The following is a 23,764-nucleotide window of genomic DNA, read 5'->3' on the forward strand; positions in this document are numbered from 1 at the left end:
GACCATATTAGTGGCTCCCTTCCAGTTTTACCGCAGCGGCATCGCCATCCACGGCAGGTTTTTTCTTCTCCATCTTGATCGCCAGCTTGCGCAGCAGGACGTAGAACACCGGCGTCAGGAACAGGCCGAAGAAGGTCACGCCCAGCATGCCGGCAAACACCGCCACACCCATTGCATGACGCATCTCGGAACCGGCGCCGTGCGAGAACACCAGCGGCAGTACGCCCATGATGAATGCGATCGACGTCATCAGAATCGGACGCAGACGCAGACGGCAAGCTTCCAGCGCAGCTTCAACGACGGTGCGGCCATGGTGCTCCAGCTCCCGTGCAAACTCCACGATCAGAATCGCATTCTTCGACGCCAGGCCAACCAGCACGAACAGCGCGATCTGGGTAAAGACGTTGTTGTCGCCGTGGGTCAGTTTCACGCCCACCAGTGCGCAGAAGATCGACATCGGCACGATCAGGATCACCGCCAGCGGCAGGGTCCAGCTTTCGTATTGCGCCGCCAGCACCAGGAACACCAGCAGTACGCACAGCGGGAACACATACATCATGGTGTTACCCGACAGGATGTCCTGGTAAACCAGCTCGGTCCACTCGTAGCCAATACCCTTCGGCAGCACTTCGTTGACGATCTTGGTCATTTCAGCCTGCGCTTCACCGGTCGATACGCCAGGTGCGGCGCCGCCGTTGATTTCAGCCGCCACGTATGCGTTGTAGCGCTGTACGCGATCCGGGCCATAGCTATCCTTGACGCGCATCAGCGACGACAGCGGAATCATCTCGCCCTTGTTGTTGCGGACCTTCAGTTGCGCGATGTCTTCGGCGTGCGAACGGAACTGCTTGTCGGCCTGGACGCGGACCTGATAGGTGCGGCCGAACTGATTGAAGTCGTTCACGTACAGCGAGCCCAGATTGATCTGCAAGGTCTGGTAGATCGTATTCAGCGGCACGCCCAGTTGCTTGGCCTTGGCGCGGTCGATGTCGGCGAACAGCTGCGGCACGTTGATCTGGTAGCTGGAGAACACGCCGGCCAGTTTCGGATTCTGCCAGGCCTTCATCTGCACCGCTTGCACGGCTTTGTACAACTCGTCGTAACCCAGGTTGTCACGGTCTTCGATCATCAGCTTGAAGCCGCCGGTGGTACCCAGACCGCTGACCGGTGGCGGCGACAGCACCAGCACGAAGGCGCCTTCGATTGCGCCCATGCGCTTGTTCATTTCACCGGCGATTGCCTCCGCCGTTTCATTCGGCTTGGTGCGCTCGTGGAACGGCTTCAGGCCGAGGAACACGATACCGGCGTTAGGCGCATTGGTGAAACCGTTGATCGACAGGCCAGGGAACGAGATCGAGTTATCGACGCCCGGAATGTCCTTGGCGATTTCCGACATCTTGCGGATCACGGCGTCGGTACGGTCCAGCGATGCGGCGTCAGGCAGCTGGGCGAAACCGATCAGGTAGCCCTTGTCCTGCGGCGGCACGAAGCCCGGCGGCACGATCTTGAACATGAAGCCAGCAGCGACAGCCAGCACCGCGTAGACGATCAGCGAACCGCCCTTGCGTTTCAGCGCGCCTTTCACGCCGCCCTCATAGCCATGCGAAGCACGGTTGAAGAAGCGGTTGAACCAGCGGAAGAAGCCACCGAAGACTTTGTCCATGCCGCGGGTCAGCGCATCTTTCGGTGCGTCGTGTGGTTTCAGCAGCACGGCCGACAGCGCCGGCGCCAGCGTCAGCGAGCTGAATGCCGAGATCACGGTCGAAATCGCGATGGTCAGGGCGAACTGCTTGTAGAACTGGCCGGACAGACCGGAGACGAAGGCAATCGGCACGAACACCGCGCACAGCACCAGCGCAATCGCGATGATCGGACCACTCACCTCTTTCATCGCCTGGATGGTCGCGTCATGCGGCGACAGGCCGTTTTCGATGTTGCGTTCGACGTTTTCCACCACCACGATGGCGTCATCGACCACGATACCGATCGCCAGCACCAGGCCAAACAGCGACAAGGTGTTGATCGAGAAGCCGAAGCCCAGCATCACGGCAAAGGTCCCCACCACCGAGACCGGCACGGCCAGCAGAGGAATCAGCGACGCGCGCCAGGTTTGCAGGAAGATGATCACCACCAGCGCCACCAGAATGATCGCTTCGACCAGGGTGTGGATCACGGCGTCGATCGACTCGCGCACGAATTGGGTCGGGTCGTATACAACGCTGTATTCGACGCCTTCCGGGAAATCTTTCGACAGGCGGGCCATGGTGGCGCGCACGTCGGCCGACAGTTGCAGCGCGTTGGCGTTAGGCGCTTCGAAAATCGGAATCGCCACTGCGGACTTGTTGTTCAGCAGCGAACGCAGGGCGTACGAGTTACCGCCCATTTCCAGACGGGCCACATCCTTGAGCAGCGTGACCGCGCCATCGGCGTTGGTCTTCAGGATGATGTTGCCGAATTCCTCAGGCGTCTGCAGACGGCCCTGGGTATTCACGGTCAGCTGGAAGTCCGCGCCTTCGGCCGGACCCTGGCCGATCACACCGGCGGCGACCTGCACGTTCTGCTCGCGGACGGCGTCTACGACGTCGCCGGCGGTCAGGCCTCGCTGGGCCACTTTCTGTGGATCGAGCCAGACGCGCATGGCGTAGTCGCCGGAACCGAACAGCTGCACCTCGCCCATACCGGGCAGGCGCGCCAGTTGATCCTTGACGTTCAACACCGCGTAGTTACGCAGATACAGGTCGTCGTAACGGCCGTTCGGCGAATTCAGGTGGACCACCATCGTCAGGTTAGGCGACGACTTCACGGTCGTCACACCGATCTGGCGCACTTCTTCCGGCAGGCGTGGCAACGCGCGTTGGACGCGGTTCTGCACCTGGGTTTCAGCTTGCTCGACGTTGGTGCCGATCTTGAAGGTGACGGTCAGCGCCAGCGCGCCGTCCGAGGTGTTTTGCGAGGACATGTACAGCATGTTCTCGACGCCGTTGATCTGTTCCTCAAGCGGCGCAGCCACGGTTTCGGCGATGATCTTCGGATTGGCGCCCGGATACTGCGCGCGCACCACGATCGATGGCGGCACCACGTCCGGGTACTCCGAGATCGGCAGCTTGAAGATAGCGATCAAGCCGGCGACGAAGATGATGATCGACAGGACCGCCGCAAAAATCGGCTTGTCGACAAAGAATCGAGAGATATTCATTTTTAATTATTCCTTGGAAGTGCCCGTTTTTTTACCATCAGCAGCGGCTACTTTCTGGTCTTTTTTGGCATTCATTTCAGCGGCCAGCGGATCGGCGTCCATCGCCACGGTGGTCGGCGTGACCGGGGCGCCCGGCTTCACGCGCTGCAGGCCGTTGACGACGATTTTCTCGCCGGCTTTCAGACCGTCACGCACGATGCGCAGACCATCGACTTGCTGACCCAGTTGCACCGGACGGTACTCGGCCTTGTTGTCCTTGCCGACGACGTAGACGAACTTGCGGTTCTGGTCGGTGTTGATGGCGCGGTCGTTGATCAGCAGCGTCGGCTTGGCGCCGGTGCTGCCGGCCAGTTGCACGCGGGCGAACAGGCCAGGCACCAGCAGGCCATCGGCATTGACCAGGATGGCGCGCATGCGCACCGAGCCGCTGCGCGGGTCGAGCTGGTTGTCGACGAATTCCAGCTTGCCTTCGTGCGGGAAGCCGGTTTCGTTGGCCAGGCCGATTTTCACGCTGGCCGGTTTGCCCTGGTGAGCGGCGGCGCCGACGCGCAGGTAGGTGTCTTCGTCGCCGTCGAATGAGGCGTAGATCTGGTCCAGCGACACCACCGAAGTCAGCACGGCCGACGGATCGACCAGGTTGCCCAGCGTGATTTCCGCTTTCGACACGCGGCCGTTGATCGGCGACGTCACCTGCGTGTAGCTCAGGTTGAGCTTGGCGGTTTCGTACTGGGCCTGGGCGGCGCGGGCGTCCGCTTCCAGCTGCTTGAAGCTCGACGCCGAGGTATCGTATTCGCGCTGGGCGATGGCTTTGTCGGCCAGCAGCTTTTCAGCGCGGACCAGTTCCACCTTGGCCAGTTCGGTCTTGGCGCGCGCCGAGCTGGCGGCCGCTTCGGCACGGTTGGCTTCGGCCTGGAATGGACGCGGATCGATGACGAACAACACTTCGCCTTTTTTCACCTGCGAACCCGGCTTGAAGTTGATGGCCGTGATGAAGCCGCCCACGCGCGGACGAATCTGCACCTGGTCAATGGCTTCCAGACGGCCGGAGAACTCCTGCGTCTCGGTGATGGTTTTCTCGACAACCAGTGCCGCCGATACCGGCGGACCGCCGGCAGCGGCCGGTGGTGCGTCGGCTTTGCTGTTTGCTTCGCCGCAACCGGAAAGTGAGAATGCGGCCAGGCCCGCCAATGCCAGCGCGGCGACCAGCGGTCGGGCGAGAGCAGTCATTGAGTTAACGGTTTTCATGTTAATTCCTTTTTGTATGAAAATAATTAATGGAAAGGGCGGCACCGGGCGGTCTCAGCAAAAATCGAGAAAACACGGTACTAGCGCCCCGCTGGCAAGCCAGTGGGGACGTAACTCGGTACTACTTTAAGAAGTGGGGAATCCTATGCGGCTGACGGCGTCTCGGACCGTTCCAGGCCAGCGATGAAACTGGCGATTTCTCCCAGTGCCGAACAACGACAGGCACATTCATTACGTGCCCCCGCATCCTTCAGGGGCGCCGGCTGCATGCGCCGGACAGTGGTTTTGACGCCGCAGCCAATCAACTTGGCGCCGTACTGTTCCGCCTCGTCGCGCAGCGGATCGTCTTCGGTCGACAGAATCAGCGCAGGCGGCAGGTTCTTCAGGCGGCTCGATTGCAGCGGCGAGGCATAGGGATGGGTGCGGTCGGCAGCGTTCGGCAGGTAGCCACGGTAGGCCTTGGCGCAGGCGTCGGCCACATCCAGCAACTCCGGCTCGGCCTGGATCTCGCGCATCGAGCAGGTGGTCAGTCCCGGGTCCAGCATCGGCATCACCAGCACCTGGCCGGCCAAGGCCGGGCCGCCGCGATCGCGTGACATCAGCGCGCAGACAGCTGCCAGGTTGGCGCCCGCTTCAATCCCGGCCACCAGCAATTGCTTGCCGGTCCAGCCCAGCTTGGCCTTGTTCTTCTTGGCCCAGACCAGGACGGCGTGTGCATCTTCCACGGCGGCCGGGAATGGCTTCGCGGTCGCCAGCGTGTAAGCCGAGGCTAGCACGGCAACGTGCTGGCTGTCGTCTGCCAAATGGCGCAGGAACATATCCGCATCTTCCAGGTCACCACCGACAAAGCCGCCGGCGTGGAAGAAGACCAGCAGCATGTCGCGCTTGGCGCCGGCATCGCCGCTGGTATAGAGGCGCGCGGCCAGTGGACCTTCCGCGCCCTTGACTTCCAGGCTGCGGATTTTGAGTTGGTCCGATAATACCGGCAGGGCCTCGATTGGATTGTTCATTGCTGCACCGTTCCTGATTCGTTGGAGGACAGCATGTTAGCAGGATCGCAGGGCTTTTCGCCGCTAGCCACCAGCGTCAGCGCGCGAACGCCGCGCACCTCTGCCCTGGCGCTATGGGAATAAGCATCCGTATAAACCACGCCTGCCAGTGCCACCGACGTCAGTGCCAGTGTAAGCATTGCAAAAATTGCATCCCGATATTTCATGATGAGTCCTCCTTTCTTCGTCTTTTACTTTGTGCAGTACAGCAATCTTAAACTTGATCTACAATCCGATAAAGATGGCAAAGTCGAATTGATTGTTCAGGATTCCGAACAATAGGATCAAAGATGAATAAACTTCAAGCGATGGAAGTATTTGTGCAGGTGGTGGACGCCGGCGGCTTTACGCGCGCGGCGGACGCCATGCAGCTGCCCAAGGCGACCGTCTCCACCCTGATCCAGGCGCTGGAAGGCGCGCTGGCGGTCAAACTACTGCACCGGACCACGCGCCACGTCAGCGTCACGGCCGACGGCGCGGCCTATTACGAGCGCTGCCTGCGCATCCTGTCCGACGTGCGCGAGGCCGAGGAGTCGCTGTCGCGTACCCGGCTCAGCCCGTCCGGACGGCTGCGCGTCGACGCCCCCACCGGCCTGGCCAGCGACGTCATCGTGCCGGCGCTGCCGCAGTTTTTTGAACAGTATCCGGACATCCAACTGGAACTGGGCTGCAGCGACCGCCCTGTGGACCTGATCGAGGAAGGCGTCGACTGCGCGGTGCGCGGCGGCGCGCTGGGCGATTCCAGCCTGATCGCGCGCCGGGTCGGCATTCTGCACTTCGTCACCTGCGCCTCGCCGGCCTATCTGGAACGTTACGGCCGGCCGGCGCACCCGAACGAACTGATGCGCCACCGCTGCGTCAACTATTTTTCCGCGCGCACCGGTAAAATCTTCGACTGGGACTTTACCCGCGACGGCGAGCGGGTGCAGGTCGCCCTGCCCGGCCACATCGCGCTCAACGACAGCAATGCCTACATTGCGGCCGGTATCGCCGGGCTGGGCATCGTGCAGATGGCCAACTTCATGATGGAGCCGATGCTCAAGGACGGCCGCTTTGAACTGCTGCTCGAGGACTGGATCAGCGATCCGCTGCCGATCCACGTGGTCTATCCGCAGAACCGCCACCTGTCGGCCAAGGTGCGCGTGTTCGTCGAATGGGTCGCCGAACTGTTTTCCAATCACCCCGGCATGCGCCTGCCGAAGATGCCCGCGCGTGCCACACCGCTGGAGGTAGCTCTATGACTGAAACCCACCGCATTGTCTTCCTGGACCGCGACAGCGTCATCGCCAACGTCCGCAAGCCGTCGTTTGCGCACGAGTGGACCGAATATCCATCCACGCCGGCCGGCGAGACGGTGCAACGCCTGCGCGACGCCCGCGCCACCATCGTCATCACCAACAAAGTGGCGCTTGGCGCCGACGCGCTGGCGCAGCTGCCGGACGTGGAGCTGATCGCGGTGGCGGCTACCGGCACCAATATCGTCGACCTGGCGGCGGCCAAGGAGCACGGCATCGTCGTCACCAATATCCGCAACTACGCGGTGCACACGCTGCCCGAGCACACGTTTGCGCTGATCCTGGCCTTGCGCCGGCAGCTGGTGGCGTATCGGGAAGATATCGCGGCGGGACTGTGGCAGAAGTCGGAACGCTTCTGCCTGTTCGGCCATCCGATTTCGGACCTGGCCGGCAGCCGGCTGGGCCTGTTCGGCTACGGCGCGCTGGGCAAGGCCACGGCGCAGATCGCGCGCGCGTTCGGCATGGAAGTGATCGTGCATAACCGCTCGCCGCTGCCCGATGCGGCTGCGGACGGCGTGCGCGAAGCGAGCTTTGACGAGGTGCTGGAAACGTCGGACGTGATCAGCCTGCACCTGCCGCTGACCGACCAGACCCGCAATATGCTGAGCGCCAAGGAACTGATCCGCATGAAGCGCAGCGCGCTGCTGATCAACACCGCGCGCGGCGGCCTGGTGGATGAAGTGGCGCTGGCCGATGCGCTGCGCAGCGGCCTGATCGGCGGCGCCGGTTTCGACGTGCTGGTGACGGAGCCGCCACCGACCGACAATGTACTGCTCAACCTGCGCCTGCCCAACTTCATCCTGACGCCGCACTCGGCCTGGGCCAGCACCCAGGCGATGCAGACGCTGGTCGATCAGTTGATCGACAACATCGACGCGTGGCACGCGGGCGCGCCACGCAACGTGGTGGGGTGAATTACTTGACGTCCAGCAGTTCGACGTCGAAGATCAGCGTGGCGTTCGGCGGAATCGGGCCGGCGCCGTTTGCGCCGTAACCCATGGCGGCCGGCACGATCAGGGTGCGTTTGCCGCCCACCTTCATGCCCTGCACGCCTTCATCCCAGCCCGGGATAACCTGGCCGGCGCCGAGACTGAAGCTGAACGGCTCACGGCCAATCGACGAATCGAACTTGGCGCCATGCTGGTCGGGCGCACCCGGCACAAACAGCCAGCCGGTGTAGTTGACGATGGCGGTGACGCCAGCCTTGGCTTCCGTGCCGGTGCCGACAACGGTGTCATTTTTTTGCAGCGCGGTGACCGCGGCAGCAGGAGCAGCGTCAGCGGCAGTGGCGGCCGGCGCCGACGCCGGCGCGGTCTCCGGCGTTTTGTTGCGATCGCAGGCGGACAAGGTCAGGGCCAGCGTCAGGCCGATTGCGCAAGAAGAGATCAGATGTTTCATGGTGGCTTTCTTGTTGATGAGGCCAGCAGCTTACACGATATTGACCTCATCCACGCGCAAATGGTGCTGCGCGTCGAAGGCCCACACGGTTTCATAATCGACTTCAAACAGATGCCCGTCCGGGTCCTTGAAATAGCCCGCCACGCCCCAGTCCGTGCGGGTGGCCGGCTTGACGATTACGCCGCCCGCCGCCACCGCCTGGGCCAGGATGCGCGGCACGTCCTCCACGCTGCGTGCCAGATGGATCAGCGCCACGCCGGAGAAGCCAGGCTTGTCCGTATTGGAGGCCAGCGCATCGCGCGCGAAATCGGCGCGGTTGATCAGGCAGATCGCATAGCCGCCCATATTGAATTTGACGAAGCCATCGTTGCCGGTCGGCGAACGGGTCCAGCCCAGCGCCTCGTAAAATTTGGCCGAGCGCGTTACATCCTCGACGCCCAGCAGCACCAGATGGATGCGCTGGCTGGGCGGCAGCGCGCTGGCCGCTTCGTACGTCTGTCCTGTCGGCTGATCCAGCATCAAAAACTCCCCGGCAACAAAATGTTTTGGTCAACCTGCCACACATCGCGCAGGCCGCAGAAGGCCATGGTCAGGTCCAGTTCGTTGCGGATGATGTCCAGGCACTTGCTCACGCCCTGCTCGCCCATCGCCCCAAGTCCGTACAGGAAGGGCCGGCCGATGTAGACGCCTTTCGCTCCCAGCGCCAGCGCCTTGATGACATCCTGGCCGGAGCGGATGCCGCCATCCATATGCACCTCGATCTGCTTGCCGACCGCCGCCGCAATGCGCGGCAGCGCGCCGATCGACGACTCGGCACCGTCCAGCTGGCGGCCGCCGTGGTTGGAAACAATCAGCGCATCGGCGCCGTTTTCCACGCACAGCCGCGCATCCTCCTCATCCATGATGCCTTTGATGATCAGCTTGCCGCCCCAGCGCTGCTTGATCCATTCCACATCTTTCCACGACAGGCTAAGGTCGAACTGTTGCGAAGTCCATGACGACAGCGACGACATATCCGACACCGACTTGGCGTGGCCGACGATATTGCCGAACGTGCGGCGCCGGGTGCCCAGCATGCCCAGGCACCAGCGCGGCTTGGTGGCCAGGTTGATCAGGTTGGCGACGGTCAGCTTGGGCGGGGCCGACAGGCCGTTGCGCAAATCCTTGTGGCGCTGGCCCAGCACCTGCAAGTCCAGGGTCAGCACCAGCGCCGAGCAGTTGGCGGCCTTGGCGCGGTCGATCAGGTTATTGATGAAATCGCGGTCCTTCATCACATACAGCTGGAACCAGAACGGCTTGCTGGTGTTGGCGGCGATGTCTTCAATCGAGCAGATGCTCATGGTGGACAAGGTGAACGGCACGCCGAATTTTTCCGCTGCCCGGGCCGCGAGGATTTCGCCGTCGGCGTGCTGCATGCCGGTCAGACCGGTCGGCGCCAGCGCGACCGGCATCGCCACCGGCTGGCCGATCATGGTGCTGGCCAGCGTGCGGTTCTCCAGGTTGACCGCCACCCGCTGGCGGAATTTGATCTTGCCGAAGTCTTCGTTATTGGCGCGGTAGGTCGATTCGGTCCACGAACCGGCATCAGCGTAATCGTAAAACATGCGCGGCACGCGCTTCTGTGCCAGCACGCGCAAGTCTTCAATAGTGGTGATGATGGCCATCCGCGCTCCCCTTTTATTATGATCAATAGATCATCAGGCATTTCGCGGCAAAAGCCAAGTTCGGCGACGTTGAGCAAAAAAGACGGGGTAAAGCAAAAGGGCCTGAAGATTTCTCTTCAGGCCCTTCTACTCACGAATTTTGGTGCGGCTGGCAGGAATCGAACCCACGACCCCTTGGTTCGTAGCCAAGTACTCTATCCAGCTGAGCTACAGCCGCGAAACATTACAGCATAGCCGGACTACGATATCCGACTACTTACTAAATTTTGGTGCGGCTGGCAGGAATCGAACCCACGACCCCTTGGTTCGTAGCCAAGTACTCTATCCAGCTGAGCTACAGCCGCGCAAAACAAGATTATAACAGCACTTTCTTGTTTGAAAACAGAAGAATCTTCCAATTCTCCCGGTAAAACGATTGGTGCGGCTGGCAGGAATCGAACCCACGACCCCTTGGTTCGTAGCCAAGTACTCTATCCAGCTGAGCTACAGCCGCACTGTGCAGGCATTATAAAGCATCAATTTCGTTTTGCAAAGTTTGATATTTTCTATCATTTAATCGGTTCAGCGCACGAAACACCGAATCAACCGCTTTGCAAACTGCTTTACTGCAAGCCTTTCAAACAGCGTGCCGTTCGAAAGAAGCAGCATTATAGGGACACTCCCCGGGCTTGTCCAGCACTCTGTGCTTGGGGCAACTTCAAGTGCCGAATTCGGCGGCTGCCTTGGCCGACCACAGCGCCTCGTTGTAAGACGGATACGGATCACCATAGCAATCCAGATGGCCGTCGGCGCCGACAAACTTGATCCACCAGCCCGCGCTGTCCGCCAGGATGGCGATATCGCCCTCGCGGCAATGCGCGCCGATCTCCTCGCCCGCCGCCAGTACCACGATCTTCACCTTGCGGTGCTTGATTACGTCAGCCATGTTTCCCTCGCTTCATTCATGCCAGTGATTGCGCACATTACGAATTTGAATTTGCATTCTTTTGCGCGTTGCAGCATTATGCAGTTGTCTCCTCTATTCTCCTCCAAGGAAATAGATTTAGCCCGCTCCTGTAGCGGGCTTTTTTTTTACCGTGTAGGATGCACTCAGCTGTGCCTTTTAACAAGACAGATAGAAGACTGATAACAGAGAGCGCCGCATCGAATGAATCACCCTGCCGCCGTCACGCCGCCTACGCCCGATTGGTCCCAAACCGCCCTTGGCGATGCCGCCAGTTGGCCGTCCAGCCTGCGCCTGACCATCGACATCCTGCTGAACTCCCCGCAAGCCATGCTGCTGATGTGGGGACCGCAGCAAATCATGGTTTACAACGAAGCTTACGCCGCCCTGATCGGCCTGCCCAGCCTGCGCCCGCCCGGCGGCAACGTGCCGTCCATGCAGCCGGCCGCCTGGAGCTGGAACAGCGCCGCCCTGGCCCCGGTCCGCGAAGGCCGCAGCCTGAGCTATCGCGGCTGCACCCTGCCGCTGTGGCGCGATGGCCGCATGGAGCAGCAGGCGCTGGATCTGTACTACACGCCGGTGAAGGATGTGGACGGCGTGGCCGGCATCCTGTGCACGCTGGCCCTGGCCCGCCCGGCCGCCGCCGCTGACAACCAGGCGCCGCTGCGCCTGCTGGTGGTGGAAGACAATAACGACGCCCGCTACCTGGTGTGCGAGACGCTGCGCGCGCTCGGCCATGAAGTGGAAGCGGTGGCCAGCGGCGAGGAAGCGCTGCCGATGCTGGGCCAGCAGCAGTTCGACGTGTTGTTCACCGACGTCAGCCTGCCCGGCATGTCCGGCGTCGACCTGGCGCGCCAGGCCTTGCAACAGCGGCCTGAGCTGGCGATATTGTTCGCTTCCGGCTACGGCGACGAGCTGACCCGCCACCTGGAATTTCCGGCCCAATCCTTGCAAAAGCCGTACGATATCGAACAACTGCAAACCATGCTGGAACACATCGCCACAACCCTGCGCGCCGGCTGATTGGCAGCCGCCGGCACGGGCCACCAACCGTGCGGAGGCGGCGCGGGGGTTGAGGCTAGAATGGCTGCATGATAGTTCAGAACGACTCCAGCGGCCCCTTGCCTCTTGCGCCGGACGCGCATGAAGAGTTGTTGCGCGCCAGGGAAGCCTTGCACCGTAGCCAGCTGGAATTGCGCGCACTGGCCAACTCCATGCCGCAACTGGCCTGGATCGCCGAGCAGGACGGCGCCGTGGTCTGGTACAACCAGCGCTGGTACGACTATACCGGCACCACGCCGGAGCAGATGGCCGACAACGGCTGGCAGCGCGTGTATGCGCCAGACTGCCTGGCCGCCATGATCGGCCACTGGCAACAATCCTGCCGCAGCGGCACGCCGTTTGAACTGGAAGTGCCGATCCGCAGCGCCAGCGGCGAGTTCCGCTGGTTCCTGATGCTGGCCAATCCGGTCCACCGCGCCGACGGCAGCGTGCTGCGGTGGTTCGGCACCTGCACCGATGTCGACCAGGTCAAGCGCGCGCAGGAAGCGTTGCGCGACGAAACCGCCGTGCTCGAGCTGCTCAACCGCACCGGCGCCGCGCTGGCCTCGCAGCGCGACCTCAATCCCTTGCTGCAGGACGTCACCGACGCCGCCACCAGCATCAGCGGCGCCCGCTTTGGCGCCTTCTTCTACCACACCACCAACGGCGCCAACGAAACCATGGCGCCGCACACGCTGTCGACCGGCGCCGCCGACGCCTTCGCCCATTTCGCCGAACAGCGTGCCGCCGCCCTGTTCAGTTCCAGCATCGGCGAAGGCTCGGTGCGCTGCGACGACCTGGCGCCGGACGGCCCGCCGGGCCAGCCGGGCCAGCCGCTGGTGCGCAGCTACCTGGCGGTGCCGGTGGCGCTGCGCAGCGGCGCGGTGATCGGCTGCCTGATGTTCGGCCATCCGGAACCGGGCATGTTCAGCGAACGCACCGAGCGCATCATCGGTGCCATTGCCGCCCAGGCCGCCGTGGCGATTGACAACGCGCAGCTATACGAAGCCTCGCAGCGCGCCGCCGAAGAGCGCAAGCTGCTGCTCGACTCGGAGCGCCAGGCGCGCGCCGAGGCCGAACGCACCAGCCAGCTGAAAGATGAATTCCTGGCCACGCTGTCGCACGAGCTGCGCACGCCGCTCACCGCCATCCTCGGCTGGGCCCAGGTGCTGCGCCGGGGCAACCGCGGCGAGGCCGACCTGCACCGCGGCCTGCTGACCATCGAACGCAACGCCCGCAACCAGGCCCAACTGATCGAAGACTTGCTGGACATGAGCAGCATCACCTCCGGCCGCGTCAGGCTGGAGATGCAGTCGCTGGGGCCGGCCGCGATTGCCGCCGCCGCCATCGAATCGGTGCGCGCGGCCGCCGAGGCCAAGCAGATCCGCATCGACAAGGAATTCGCCGTCGCGCCCGGCATGGTGGTGGGCGACCCGCACCGGCTGCAACAAATCCTGTGGAACCTGCTCAGCAACGCGCTCAAGTTCACGCCGCGCGGCGGCGTGGTCACTGTGGGCGTGGAACGCGAGGGCGACCAGATCGCCTTCACGATACGCGACAGTGGCATCGGCATTCCGGCCGACTTCCTCTGCCATGTGTTCGAGCGCTTCCGCCAGGCCGATTCCACCACCACCCGCGAGCATGGCGGTCTGGGGCTGGGGCTGGCCATCGTCAAGCATCTGGTCGAGCAGCATGGCGGCACCATCAGCGTGGCCAGCGAAGGCGAAGGCCGCGGCGCCTGCTTCACGCTGCGGCTGCCGCGCCACGAGGCGCTCCAGGCGATCAACGAGCCGCTGCCGCCGGTCACCAGCGGACATGGTGCGGCGCATGATTTAAGCGGCCTGCAAGTGCTGGTGGTCGACGACGAGGACGATGCGCGCGAACTGATCCGGCGCATCCTGTCCGACTGCAACGCCGAGGTGCTGACCGCCGCCACCGCCACCGAAGCCCTGCTGCTGCTGCAACACGAGCGGCCGGACCTGATGGTCAGCGATCTCGGCATGCCGGAGGTCGACGGCTACGGCCTGCTGGACCGGATCCGCGCGCTGGGACCGGCGCGTGGCGGCGACCTGCCGGCCATCGCGCTGACGGCGTTTGCCCGCTCGGAGGACCGCATCAAGGCGCTGTCCAGCGGCTTTCTGGCGCACATCGCCAAGCCGGTGGAGCCGAACGAATTGATCGCCAAGGTGGCCGCCATGGGCGCTACTCGCCGGCTGGCATAATCGTCCGCGTTGAAATCGATATCACGATGATCACAAGCGTGAATAAATTTCCATGCGGCAACTTTACAACTCCTACTTCATGACGCGGCAATGTCCTACAAGCAATCTAACGAACTCTTGATACACTACAAAACTATACGAAACAGCGTAGTATAATTTCCACAAGGAAATAAATACGCTTGTGTGCGGCGCACCACCCCAACATTGCGCTATTATCGAATTACTATTAAACGTAAAAGACTGAGACCATCATGCCGAGCCGAGACGAAATCCTGAACGCCAAGATCCTGGTGGTGGATGACAGCGCCGACAACGTCGAACTGATGTTGGAGATTTTGCGCGAGGCCGGCTATACCGATGTGTCCTCCACCATGCTGCCGGAACAGGTGTGCCCGCTGCACCGCCAGCAGTGCTACGACCTGATTTTGCTGGACCTGCAAATGCCAGGCCTGAACGGCTTCCAGGTCATGAAGGGCCTGAAGGAAATCGAACAGGGCGGCTACCTGCCGGTGCTGGCGCTGACCGCGCAGCCGAGCTTCAAGATCGCCGCGCTGGAAGCTGGCGCGCGCGACTTCATCAGCAAGCCCTTCGATCTGCTGGAAGTCCACAAACGCATCCACAATATGCTGGAAGTGCGCCTGCTGTACAAGGAACTGGCGCAGTACAGCCGCCAGCAGCAGGAACTGGCGCTGCACGATCCGCTGACCGCCCTGCCCAACCGCCGTCTGCTGGAAGACCGCATCGCCACCGTCTTGCAGCACGCGTCGCGCCAGCAGAACAAGGCCGCCGTCATGTATCTCGATCTGGACGGCTTCAAGGCCATCAACGACACCCACGGCCATGCCTACGGCGACGACATCCTCAAGCAGGTGGCGCAGCGCCTGGTCGGCTGTTCGCGCAAGGAAGACACGGTGGCGCGCGTCGGCGGCGACGAGTTCGTCATCGTCATGGGCGACATCGCCCATGTCGGCGACACCCAGGAGCCTGCCAACAAGCTGATCGAGGCAGTCGCCCAGCCGTATGTCGTCAACGGCCTGACGCTGCAACTGTCGACCAGCATCGGCGTCGCCCTGTTCCCGGACGACGCCACCGAGGTCGCGGCCCTGATCGCCGCCGCCGATGGCGCCCTGTACGAAGCCAAGCGTTCCGGCAAGAACCGCTGCTGCACCGCGCAGTCGATGCGCAACCAGCCAACCCAGCACCACACCATGTCCGCCACGCCGGCATGAAAAAAGCGGGCCGCGGCCCGCTTTTTTCATGCTGCAGCCGCGTTTAGTGCGCTGCCTCTTCCTTCAGGCCGGTCTTGGTGGACTCTTCCACCTTGCCGGCATGCTGATGGTCTTCATGCGCGTTCACCACATCCGGAGGGACTTCAATGCGGGTAATGCCGGAATCAATCGACACCGGATCGCTGGCCGGGAAAGTCATTTCCACGGCGCTGTCTAGCAGCGTTTCGCGCGCCTGCTCGGCCGGGGTTTCCTGCTCCAGCTCGGCCAGGGTGGTGATCGCCACCGCCCATTTGACAAACTCCAGGTTGGCAAGGTCGCGCACCGTGACCACGTTGAACGCTTGCGTCAACGCTTTGGCGTCCTTGGCGCTCAGGCCGCGCAAGGCGCTGGTCGGTGCATCGGCCAGCGCGCGGAAGCTGTGGCCTACATATTCTTTGTCCACGACAGTATCGATGTTCATGATGGAATCCTTTAAGTTGACGTCCTGGCCCACTCTGACAGCAAGCCGCCGCCGGGTCTGTGCGGAAGCGAACGCTGTTCCGGTGCGCCGCTTCCCGCGTTCGCTTCAACCCGGCTGTTTTTGACTTTCATTTACCCGCTTGTTATGATCAATTGTGCATCTTGCCGCGTGCAGAGAACCCGTGCCTAAAATCGATAAACCCAAGATCCTGGTCGTCAATGACGACGCCAACAGCCTGTTCGCGCTGACCAGCCTGCTCGCCCAATGGGCCGAGCAGGAAGCCTATGAAGTTCTGGCCGCGCGCTCGGGCCAGGAGGCGCTGCGCCAGGTGCTGATGCACGACTTCGCCGTGATCCTGCTGGACGTCAACATGCCCGGCATGGACGGTTTTGAAACCGCCGAAGCGATCCACGCCCGCGCACGCTCGGCCGATATCCCGATCATCTTCATCACCGCCTTCCTCGCCGACGAGCTGGACCGCCTGAAGGCTTACCAGCACGGCGCTGTCGATTTCCTGTTCACGCCGGTCATTCCGCAGGTGCTGTACGCCAAGATCGCAGTGTTCGTGGCGCTGGCCATGAAGAACGAGGAGCTGAAGAAGCAGGCGCGCCAGCTGAGCCAGCGCACCACCGAACTGACCGCCACCAACCAGCGCCTGACCCGCGAAATCGAAGAACGCAAGTCGATGGAGCGGCAGAATCACGCCAAGGATGAATTCCTCGCCATGCTGGGCCATGAGCTGCGCAATCCGCTCAGCGCCATCAGCAGCGCCGCTTCGCTGATCGGCCTTCCCGGCGTGTCGGTCGACGGCGTGCAGCGCGCCAAAAAAATCATCCAGCGCCAGAGCCAGCATCTGGGCCGCATCGTCGACGATTTGCTGGACCTGTCGCGCGCCATGTCGGGCAAGATTTTGCTCAACCGCGTGCCGCTCGACTTGTCCAAGCTGGTGGCGACGGCGCTGGAAACCTGCCGCGCCACCGGCCGCAGCACCGACTATGACCTGGTGCAGGACCTGGACGCCGGCTGGATCGACGGCGATCCGACCCGGCTGGAACAAATCACCAGCAACCTGCTCGATAACGCCCTCAAGTACACACCACCCGGCGGCCGCGTCGAAGTGCGCACCTGGACCGAAAACGACGATGTGGTGCTGAGCGTGCGCGATACCGGGGTCGGCATTGCTGCCGAGCTGTTGCCGCATGTGTTCGATGTCTTCGTCCAGGGCAGCAGCACGCTGGACCGTTCACAGGGCGGACTGGGCATCGGTCTGTCGCTGGTGCGCCGGCTGGCCGAGCTGCACGGCGGCGGCGTCGAGGCCGAAAGCGCCGGCGAGAACCGCGGCAGCACCTTCACGCTGCGCATGCCGCGCATCGAGCACCAGGTGGCGCCGCTGGCGCCGCCGGTCACCTCGCTGAGCGAGCACGGCAAGCCGCGCGTGCTGCTGATCGAAGACAACGACGACGGCCGCGAAATGATGACCATGATGCTGGGCGGTTACGGCTACGACGTCACCGCGGCCGCCGACGGCTTGCTGGGCCTGGACGCCGCGCGCCACCACCAGCCCGACCTGGCGCTGGTCGACATCGGCCTGCCCGGCATCGACGGCTACGAAGTGGCGCGCCGGCTGCGCGCCGACCCGTCCACGCGCGACATCAAGCTGATCGCCCTGACCGGCTACGGCCTGGCGGAAGACCTGCGGCGCGTGATGGAAGCCGGCTTCGACCGCCACCTGGTCAAGCCGGTCGACATCGACCAGCTGATGGAGGTGATCGATACCTGCGCCCAGGTGCCGGTCAAACAGTAGCGCCCGGTTGCGCGCACGGCGGCGCACGCTTGCCCACGGTGCGCCACGACCGGCAAAGCTCGGGTATGATCGGGTCACACCGTCGTCCGTCTGACTTTAACGAGAAAAACCCATGTCCGTACCGGCATCGCAAGAACCTCCTACTCCCCCGGCAGATGCGCTGCGCAGCGCCGACCTGAGCGATCTGCTCGGGCACGTGCACACCTGCTGGGATAACGAGCGCCGCTCGCTGTCGCGCCAGCTGCACGACAGCCTGGGCTCGTCGCTGACGGCGCTCACCATGCACCTCGGCCTGCTGATGCAAAAGCTGCCGCCGGAACCGGCGTTGCAGGACCGCGCCGGCCACATGAAAAAACTGCTGGGCCAGATCGTTGAAACCAACCGCCAGATGCAGCTCAAGCTGTGGAACGACAAGCTCGAATTCCTCGGCGTACGCGTGGCGCTGGATGAGCTGGTGGAGCAGTTCGGCGAGCAGCAAGGCATCACCGCCCGCTGCAGCCTGCCGGAGGACGAACTGGATTGCCCGCGCAGCCACGGCATCGTGCTGCTGCACACGCTGGAAGAAGCGCTGCGCAACATCACCGCCCACGCGCAGGCGACCGAAGTCGACGTCATTGTTGATGACAACGAAGATGAAGTGATGCTGACGGTGAAGGACAATGGCGTCGGCCTGAGCGGTCCGGTGCTGGCCGACCAGGCGCTCGCGGCCGGCAAGTTCGGCCTGCGCATGGCGCGCGAACGCGCCGCCTATCTGGGTGGCACACTGACCTTGTCGGCCGGCCCCGAGCGCGGCGTCACCTTGACGATGATCCTGCCCAAGCCGGCCAAGCCCGCTTAATGTAGTTTGACTAAAGGGGTGCTGCGCTTGATCAGGAAGCGCGCCACCGCCAGCACCGCCGTGCGCACCGTGCCCAATACTGCCTGGTGGTGCATCAGGTGCAGGCTGACGTACATCATGCGCGCGACGAAGCCGTCGACAAACCAGCTCAACCCCTTCAACGATCCCATCAGGCTGCCCACCGACGTGGACTGGCCGAACGACACCAGCGAACCATAATCGCGGTACACATACGGCTTGCCCTGCGGCGGCTGGCCCTTTTGCTGGCGCATGAAAGTCGCCAGCAGATAGTCCGCCATCTGGTGCGCAGCTTGCGCGCGCGGCGGCACCAGCTTGCCGTCCGGTCCGACGCAGGCGGCACAGTCGCCCAGCGCAAAAATATAATCGAAGCCCTTGACCGCCAGCGTGCCGTCCACGTCCAGCTGGCCGGACTTGACGGTCGGCAGGCCCAGCGTCTTGAGGAAATCAGGCGCCTTGATGCCGGCCGCCCACACCACGATCTGCGCCGGATAATGCGTCTCGCCGGCCGTTACGCCGGCACCATCGATGGCGGTCACGCGGGTGTCGGTCACGACCGACACCGCGCGTTGACGCAGCAATTCCAGCGCGGCGCTGGAGACTTTTTCCGGCAACGGCGCCAGGATGCGCGGCGCGCCTTCGAGCAAGGTGATGCGCACATCGCGCTCGGCCTGCAGCTGGCGGAAACCATAAGTGGCATAGACGCCGCTGGCTTCGCGCAACTCGGCCGCCAGCTCGACGCCGGTGGCGCCCCCGCCGATGATGACTACGTCCACGCCGGCAGCGGCGTTGACGCTCTTTTTCAGTTCGGCCAAGGTCAGCAGCTTGAGCAGCGACAGGCGGAAACGTTCCGCATCCTCGGTGGCGTTCAGCGAAATGGTGTGCTCGGCCGCGCCGGGCACGCCGAAGTAATTTGAGGTGCTGCCGACCGCGACCACCAGCTTTTCAAAGCTGATCTGGCGCTCTGGCAGGATTTCTTCCCGATGATCGTCGCCGGCAACGATGGCGCCGACCGTCAGCACGCGCTGCTGGGCATCCAGCGCCAGCATCGGGCCATAGACGAAAGTAAAATGGTTGTCGTGGGCCAGCATCTGGTAGGACAGCCCCTCCTGGTGCACGTCCAGCGTGCCGGCCGCCACCTCGTGCAGCGACGGTTTCCAGATGTGGAACAGGCGGCTGTCGACCAGCATGACCGCTTGCGGTCCCAGCTTTCGCCCCAGTTTGCAGGCAAGCTCCAGCCCGCCTGCTCCGCCGCCAACAATCACGTATTTACTCTGCAAAACTTCCTCCTGTGACGGCGCTTGCCGCCGGTTTAACGGTCGTGCCGGTCATGGCCGCGACCGTGGTCATCACCGCGATCGTGACCGCGGTCATGGCCCGGACCTGGGCCGCGATGGTCGCGCCGATCATCGCGGCGGTCGTCGCGAAACTCTGGCCGGCCCGGACCGCCATGGCCATGATGCTCGCGGTAACGCGGCACGTACTGATTGTTGTACCACCCATCCTGCACGAAATACACTCTCTGATTGCAGGCATGGTAAGCGCGGCAGTGCTTCGACCAATGCTTGGCGTGGCCAGGCGGCACGCGCAGGTAGATCGGCGCCGTCTCCACATACCGCACCGGACGCTCGACGATCACCGGCTGGCGGTACAGCACCTGCGGCGGCGGGTAGTCGCCGACGTCGAGGCGACCGTAAAAACCCGGCTGGCCGACGCTGATGGAAACACCGACATCGGCGGCAAAGGCGGATACGGACAGCGCCAGCAGGCTGGCGGCAAGGATCGTGGCTTTCATGATGAGTCTCAATTCTTTGTGACGAGCGAACTTGCTCATCAATTAGCATAATAGACCGTCCGCGCAACGTCTGTGCGCTGACGAACATAAATATCCTGTGCTAAACTAATGGTTCGATACCTAACGATTAGCCATGAAATAATATGTCGTCTATAGAAGAACGTTTTTCGGCCGCGCTGCACGGCTCGGCCCGCGCCTGGCGGCTGGCGATCGACCGCCGCCTCAAGCATCTGGGCCTGAGCCAGGCCAGCTGGATGGCCATCGCGCTGACCGCCAAGGAAAAAGAGCCGCCGTCGCAAACCCGGCTGGCCGCGCGCGCCGGCGTCGAAGATCCGACCATGGTGTCCACCGTCGACCGTTTGGTGAAAGCCGGCTTCATGGTGCGCACGCCGTCCGCAACCGACCGCCGCGTCAAGCTGCTCAGCCTGACGCCGGCAGGACAGGCGGTGTATGAAACCGTGTGGCAGGAAGCCGAAGCCGTGCGCCGCGAACTGCTGGGCAAGGTCGATCCCGAGATACTGCAAACCGTCACCCTGTTCCTGGAAGCCATCCAGACCAACATCGAGTCCTTGTCATGAGCACTGCCGTCGCCGGTGCGGCCCCCGCCGATGATGGCCTGAACCGCCGCATGATCACGGTCTCGATCATGCTGGCCACCATCATCCAGGCGCTCGACGGCACCATCGCCAACGTCGCGCTGCCGCACATGCAGGGCAGCCTGTCGGCCTCGCAGGACCAGATCACCTGGGTGCTGACCTCGTTCATCGTGGCGGCCGCCATCGCCACGCCGCTGACCGGCTGGCTGTGCGACCGCTACGGCCAGAAGAACATCTTCCTGACCTCGGTGGCCGGCTTCACCATCGCCTCGGTGCTATGCGGATTGTCCGGCACGCTGAGCGAAATCGTCATCGCGCGGCTGCTGCAAGGCGTGTTCGGCGCCGCGCTGGTGCCGTTGTCGCAGGCCACGCTACTGGACATCAATCCGCGCGAAAAACACGGCTCGGCCATGGCCGTGTGGGGCATGGGCGTGATGATCGGCCCGATTCTCGGCCCGACGCTGGGCGGCTGGCTGACCGACAGCTACGACTGGCGCTGGGTGTTCTTCATCAACATCCCGATCGGCGCCATGGCGTTCTACGGCATCTGGCGCTACATCCGCCAGACCGATGCGCCGCGCAAGATGAAGTTCGACGCGTTCGGCTTCGCCACCCTCAGCCTGGCCATCGGCGCCTTGCAGATGCTGCTCGACCGCGGTGAACAGAACGACTGGTTCAGCGCCACCGAAACCTGGGTGGAAGCCATCATCCTGGCGCTGAGCTTTGCCTGGTTTGTCGCCCACACGGCCACGCGCCCGGCCGGCAAGTCGTTCTTCGACTACCGGCTGCTGAAGAACGCCAACTACGTCAGCGGCCTGCTGTTCATCTTCATCGTCGGCCTGGTGCTGTTCGCCACCCGCGCGCTGACGCCGTCCATGCTGCAAAGCCTGATGGGCTATCCGGCCAAGATCGCCGGCCTGGTGACGGCGCCGAGCGGCATCGGCACCATGATCGCGATGATGATGGTGGGCCGGCTGGTCGGCAAGGTCGATCTGCGCCTGCTGCTGGGGATAGGCTTTGCCATCACCGCCTTCTCGCTGTGGCAGATGACCCGCTACACGCTGGTGCTGTCGCAGAGCGATATCGTCTGGCCGGGCGTGATCCAGGGCCTGGGACTGGGCCTGGTGTTCGTGCCGCTGAGCGCCGCCACGTTTGCCACGCTGTCGCCGGAAATGCGCGCCGAAGGCACCGCCATCTACAGCCTGATACGCAATATCGGCAGCTCGATCGGCATCGCGCTGGTGCAAACGCTGCTGGTGCGGAACACGCAGACCGTGCACGCCTCGCTGACGGACCACATCACCACCACCAACCCCGCGCTGCTGGACAACCTGGCCACGCCGCAAGCGGCGGCTGCGCTGAATAACGAGATCACGCGCCAGGCGTCGATGATCGCCTATGTCGACGATTTCTGGCTGATGTTTATCTTGACGCTGTGCGTGATCCCGCTGCTGATGCTGATCCGGCCGCCGGCCAAAAGCGCACCGGTGACGGTCGATCACGCCGCCATGGATTGAGGAGAACCCAATGAAAACACTGTTACAACCTACCCTGCTCGTCATGGCCTTGGCCCTGGCCGGCTGCGCCGCGATCGCGCCCGACACCCATCCACTGGCCAGGCGCGACATCGCCAGCGCCGAACTGTCGTCCAGCATCAAGCTGGCGCACGAAGGCTGGCCGGAAGCGCAGTGGTGGACCGCCTACCACGACGACCAGCTGAACGCCATCATCAAGCAGGCGCTGGCCGGCGGCCCGTCGCTGGAAGTGGCGGCGGCCCACATCGGCACGGCGCGCTCGACGCTGTCGCGCAGCCTGGCGGACCTCGGGCTGGAGACTTCGCTGTACGCCAACGCCAATCGCCAGCGCTATTCCGGCACCGGCCTGTTCCCGGCGCCGATCGGCGGCGCTTACTACAGCGAAGAGACGCTGCGCCTCGACTTGCGCTACAACTTCGACTGGTGGGGCAAGAACCGCGCGCAAGTGGCGGCCGCCGTCGGCGAACTGAATGCCGGCCGCGCCACCTATGCGGAAGCCGAACAGGCGCTGGCGGCCTCCATCGCCCAGAGTTACTTCCGCCTGCAAGGCGCGTGGGCGCGTCTGGCCAACGCCGAGCAACTGGCCGCCACGCAAACGGCGCTGGCGCAGGACCAGGCCAGACGCGTCGCGCGCGGCCTGGCCACCGCCGACGAGCAGCGCGCCGCCGACATGGAACTGAGCCTGATCCGCAAACAGCAGATGCAGCTCAAGTCCGACATCGAGCATGAACGCGAAGCGCTGCGTGCACTCGCCGGCGCCGACAACACCGCGCTGGCCGACCTGAAACCGGTGACGCTGTCGCCGGCGCCGCACGCCCTGCCCGCCCGCCTCGGCATCGAACTGCTGGCGCGCCGTCCGGACTTGCAGGCCGCGCGCTGGAAGCTGGAAGCCTCGCTGAGCCGGATCGATGCCGCCAAGGCCGCGTTTTATCCGGACGTGAACCTGACCGGCTCCATCGGCCTCGATACCGTCAAGATGGAGAACCTGCTGCAAGCCGCCAGCCGCACGCTGTACGTGGGACCGACGCTGTCGCTGCCGCTGTTCGACAGCAAGCGCCTGGACGCGCAGCTGGACGGCACCCGCACCGCCCGCAACGAACGCATCGCCGAATACAACCAGACCATCATCGAAGCGGTGCGCGACGTGGCGCAAGGCGGCGCGCAGCTGCAAGGCATCGAACAGCAGATTACGCAGCAAACGGCGGCCACTGCATCGGCACGCGCGCAAGTGGCGTCGGCGCAGGCGCGCATGGATCACGGCCTGGCCAACAATGCCAGCTTGCTGAATGCGCGCCTGGCGCTGCTCAAGCAGCAGGATGCCGACCTGTATCTGCAACAGATCCAACTGCTGGCCGAAGTCGCGCTGACCAACGCGCTGGGCGGCGGCTATCACGAAGAAGCGCCGCTGGCGACGGCCTCCAAATAATTCAACGGAC

21 protein-coding genes and 3 tRNA genes are annotated in these 23,764 nt (G+C 63.5%); 10 read left to right on the forward strand and 14 right to left on the reverse strand.

Annotated features, from left to right (window positions below; genetic code table 11):
- Nucleotides 1–7 precede the first annotated feature (7 nt).
- The 4 genes from GTP55_RS20085 to GTP55_RS20100 all read right to left on the reverse strand — a co-directional run bounded on the left by GTP55_RS20085 (nucleotide 8) and on the right by GTP55_RS20100 (nucleotide 5,657).
- Entirely contained in the window at nucleotides 8–3,196 is a 3,189-nt protein-coding gene (locus GTP55_RS20085; RefSeq protein WP_161046635.1) for an efflux RND transporter permease subunit, read from the reverse strand.
- Nucleotides 3,197–3,202: 6 nt separating this feature from the next.
- A complete protein-coding gene (locus GTP55_RS20090; RefSeq protein WP_161046636.1) occupies nucleotides 3,203–4,441 on the reverse strand; it encodes an efflux RND transporter periplasmic adaptor subunit in 1,239 nt (412 codons plus the stop codon).
- A 143-nt stretch (nucleotides 4,442–4,584) separates the two neighbouring features.
- A complete protein-coding gene (locus tag GTP55_RS20095) occupies nucleotides 4,585–5,451 on the reverse strand; it encodes an alpha/beta hydrolase (protein WP_161046637.1) in 867 nt (288 codons plus the stop codon).
- On the reverse strand, nucleotides 5,448–5,657 hold the full coding sequence (locus GTP55_RS20100; protein WP_161046638.1) for a hypothetical protein: 210 nt from the start codon (nucleotides 5,655–5,657) through the stop codon (nucleotides 5,448–5,450). The genes GTP55_RS20095 and GTP55_RS20100 overlap by 4 nt, the downstream gene beginning before the upstream one ends.
- Nucleotides 5,658–5,780: 123 nt before the next feature.
- On the opposite strand from GTP55_RS20100, the gene GTP55_RS20105 reads away from it, so the two are divergent.
- Both GTP55_RS20105 and GTP55_RS20110 read left to right on the forward strand, forming a co-directional pair.
- On the forward strand, nucleotides 5,781–6,731 hold the full coding sequence (locus GTP55_RS20105; RefSeq protein ID WP_161046639.1) for a LysR family transcriptional regulator: 951 nt from the start codon (nucleotides 5,781–5,783) through the stop codon (nucleotides 6,729–6,731).
- On the forward strand, nucleotides 6,728–7,699 hold the full coding sequence (locus GTP55_RS20110) for a D-2-hydroxyacid dehydrogenase (RefSeq protein WP_161046640.1): 972 nt from the start codon (nucleotides 6,728–6,730) through the stop codon (nucleotides 7,697–7,699). Before GTP55_RS20105 ends, GTP55_RS20110 begins: the two co-directional genes overlap by 4 nt.
- A gap of 1 nt (nucleotide 7,700) precedes the next feature.
- Here GTP55_RS20110 and GTP55_RS20115 read toward each other — a convergent pair whose 3' ends face one another.
- From GTP55_RS20115 to GTP55_RS20145, 7 genes are all read right to left on the reverse strand, one after another.
- Nucleotides 7,701–8,183, reverse strand: a complete 483-nt coding sequence (locus tag GTP55_RS20115; RefSeq protein WP_161046641.1) for an FKBP-type peptidyl-prolyl cis-trans isomerase — start codon at nucleotides 8,181–8,183, stop codon at nucleotides 7,701–7,703.
- Nucleotides 8,184–8,213: 30 nt separating this feature from the next.
- On the reverse strand, nucleotides 8,214–8,702 hold the full coding sequence (locus GTP55_RS20120) for a VOC family protein (protein ID WP_161046642.1): 489 nt from the start codon (nucleotides 8,700–8,702) through the stop codon (nucleotides 8,214–8,216).
- Nucleotides 8,702–9,847 carry an alpha-hydroxy acid oxidase gene (locus GTP55_RS20125; protein ID WP_161046643.1) on the reverse strand — a complete coding sequence of 382 codons (1,146 nt, stop codon included), beginning with the start codon at nucleotides 9,845–9,847 and terminating at the stop codon, nucleotides 8,702–8,704. Before GTP55_RS20125 ends, GTP55_RS20120 begins: the two co-directional genes overlap by 1 nt.
- Before the next feature lie 140 nt (nucleotides 9,848–9,987).
- A tRNA-Arg gene (locus tag GTP55_RS20130) sits at nucleotides 9,988–10,064 on the reverse strand.
- Nucleotides 10,065–10,114: 50 nt separating this feature from the next.
- A tRNA-Arg gene (locus tag GTP55_RS20135) sits at nucleotides 10,115–10,191 on the reverse strand.
- A gap of 72 nt (nucleotides 10,192–10,263) precedes the next feature.
- Nucleotides 10,264–10,340, reverse strand: a tRNA-Arg gene (locus GTP55_RS20140).
- A 204-nt stretch (nucleotides 10,341–10,544) separates the two neighbouring features.
- A complete protein-coding gene (locus GTP55_RS20145) occupies nucleotides 10,545–10,772 on the reverse strand; it encodes a hypothetical protein (RefSeq protein ID WP_161046644.1) in 228 nt (75 codons plus the stop codon).
- A gap of 222 nt (nucleotides 10,773–10,994) precedes the next feature.
- On the opposite strand from GTP55_RS20145, the gene GTP55_RS20150 reads away from it, so the two are divergent.
- The 3 genes from GTP55_RS20150 to GTP55_RS20160 all read left to right on the forward strand — a co-directional run bounded on the left by GTP55_RS20150 (nucleotide 10,995) and on the right by GTP55_RS20160 (nucleotide 15,282).
- Nucleotides 10,995–11,813, forward strand: coding sequence for a response regulator (locus tag GTP55_RS20150; protein ID WP_161046645.1), 819 nt, complete (start codon nucleotides 10,995–10,997; stop codon nucleotides 11,811–11,813).
- Nucleotides 11,814–11,881: 68 nt separating this feature from the next.
- The gene (locus tag GTP55_RS20155; RefSeq protein ID WP_161046646.1) at nucleotides 11,882–14,053 is read left to right on the forward strand and encodes a hybrid sensor histidine kinase/response regulator; all 2,172 of its coding nucleotides are present in this window, start codon (nucleotides 11,882–11,884) and stop codon (nucleotides 14,051–14,053) included.
- 251 nt (nucleotides 14,054–14,304) lie between these two features.
- The gene (locus tag GTP55_RS20160; RefSeq protein WP_161046647.1) at nucleotides 14,305–15,282 is read left to right on the forward strand and encodes a diguanylate cyclase domain-containing protein; all 978 of its coding nucleotides are present in this window, start codon (nucleotides 14,305–14,307) and stop codon (nucleotides 15,280–15,282) included.
- A gap of 43 nt (nucleotides 15,283–15,325) precedes the next feature.
- On the opposite strand, the gene GTP55_RS20165 is transcribed toward GTP55_RS20160, so the two are convergent.
- Complete coding sequence (locus GTP55_RS20165; RefSeq protein ID WP_110848221.1) at nucleotides 15,326–15,742, reverse strand: hypothetical protein; 417 nt, start codon at nucleotides 15,740–15,742, stop codon at nucleotides 15,326–15,328.
- A 181-nt stretch (nucleotides 15,743–15,923) separates the two neighbouring features.
- Between GTP55_RS20165 and GTP55_RS20170 the strand changes: the two genes are divergently transcribed.
- Nucleotides 15,924–17,546, forward strand: coding sequence for a response regulator (locus GTP55_RS20170; RefSeq protein WP_161046648.1), 1,623 nt, complete (start codon nucleotides 15,924–15,926; stop codon nucleotides 17,544–17,546).
- Between the two features lie 112 nt (nucleotides 17,547–17,658).
- On the forward strand, nucleotides 17,659–18,384 hold the full coding sequence (locus GTP55_RS20175) for a sensor histidine kinase (RefSeq protein ID WP_161046649.1): 726 nt from the start codon (nucleotides 17,659–17,661) through the stop codon (nucleotides 18,382–18,384).
- On the opposite strand, the gene GTP55_RS20180 is transcribed toward GTP55_RS20175, so the two are convergent.
- Together GTP55_RS20180 and GTP55_RS20185 are read right to left on the reverse strand one after the other, a co-directional pair.
- Nucleotides 18,381–19,682: an NAD(P)/FAD-dependent oxidoreductase gene (locus GTP55_RS20180; RefSeq protein ID WP_161046650.1), complete on the reverse strand. Its 1,302-nt coding sequence runs from the start codon at nucleotides 19,680–19,682 to the stop codon at nucleotides 18,381–18,383. The two genes, GTP55_RS20175 and GTP55_RS20180, sit on opposite strands and share 4 nt — an antisense overlap.
- A 32-nt stretch (nucleotides 19,683–19,714) precedes the next feature.
- Nucleotides 19,715–20,197: a hypothetical protein gene (locus tag GTP55_RS20185; protein WP_161046651.1), complete on the reverse strand. Its 483-nt coding sequence runs from the start codon at nucleotides 20,195–20,197 to the stop codon at nucleotides 19,715–19,717.
- 143 nt (nucleotides 20,198–20,340) lie between these two features.
- Here GTP55_RS20185 and GTP55_RS20190 point away from each other — a divergent pair, with 143 nt between their 5' ends.
- From GTP55_RS20190 to GTP55_RS20200, 3 genes are read left to right on the forward strand one after another with little or no spacing between them, the layout of a single operon-like run.
- The gene (locus GTP55_RS20190) at nucleotides 20,341–20,775 is read left to right on the forward strand and encodes a MarR family winged helix-turn-helix transcriptional regulator (protein ID WP_161046652.1); all 435 of its coding nucleotides are present in this window, start codon (nucleotides 20,341–20,343) and stop codon (nucleotides 20,773–20,775) included.
- A complete protein-coding gene (locus tag GTP55_RS20195) occupies nucleotides 20,772–22,310 on the forward strand; it encodes an MDR family MFS transporter (protein WP_229258074.1) in 1,539 nt (512 codons plus the stop codon). Before GTP55_RS20190 ends, GTP55_RS20195 begins: the two co-directional genes overlap by 4 nt.
- A gap of 10 nt (nucleotides 22,311–22,320) precedes the next feature.
- Nucleotides 22,321–23,754, forward strand: coding sequence for an efflux transporter outer membrane subunit (locus GTP55_RS20200; RefSeq protein WP_161046653.1), 1,434 nt, complete (start codon nucleotides 22,321–22,323; stop codon nucleotides 23,752–23,754).
- The last annotated feature ends 10 nt before the right edge of the window (nucleotides 23,755–23,764 follow it).

Origin of the sequence: Duganella margarita, assembly GCF_009857535.1 — a bacterium.
GTDB lineage: Bacteria > Pseudomonadota > Gammaproteobacteria > Burkholderiales > Burkholderiaceae_D > Rugamonas > Rugamonas margarita.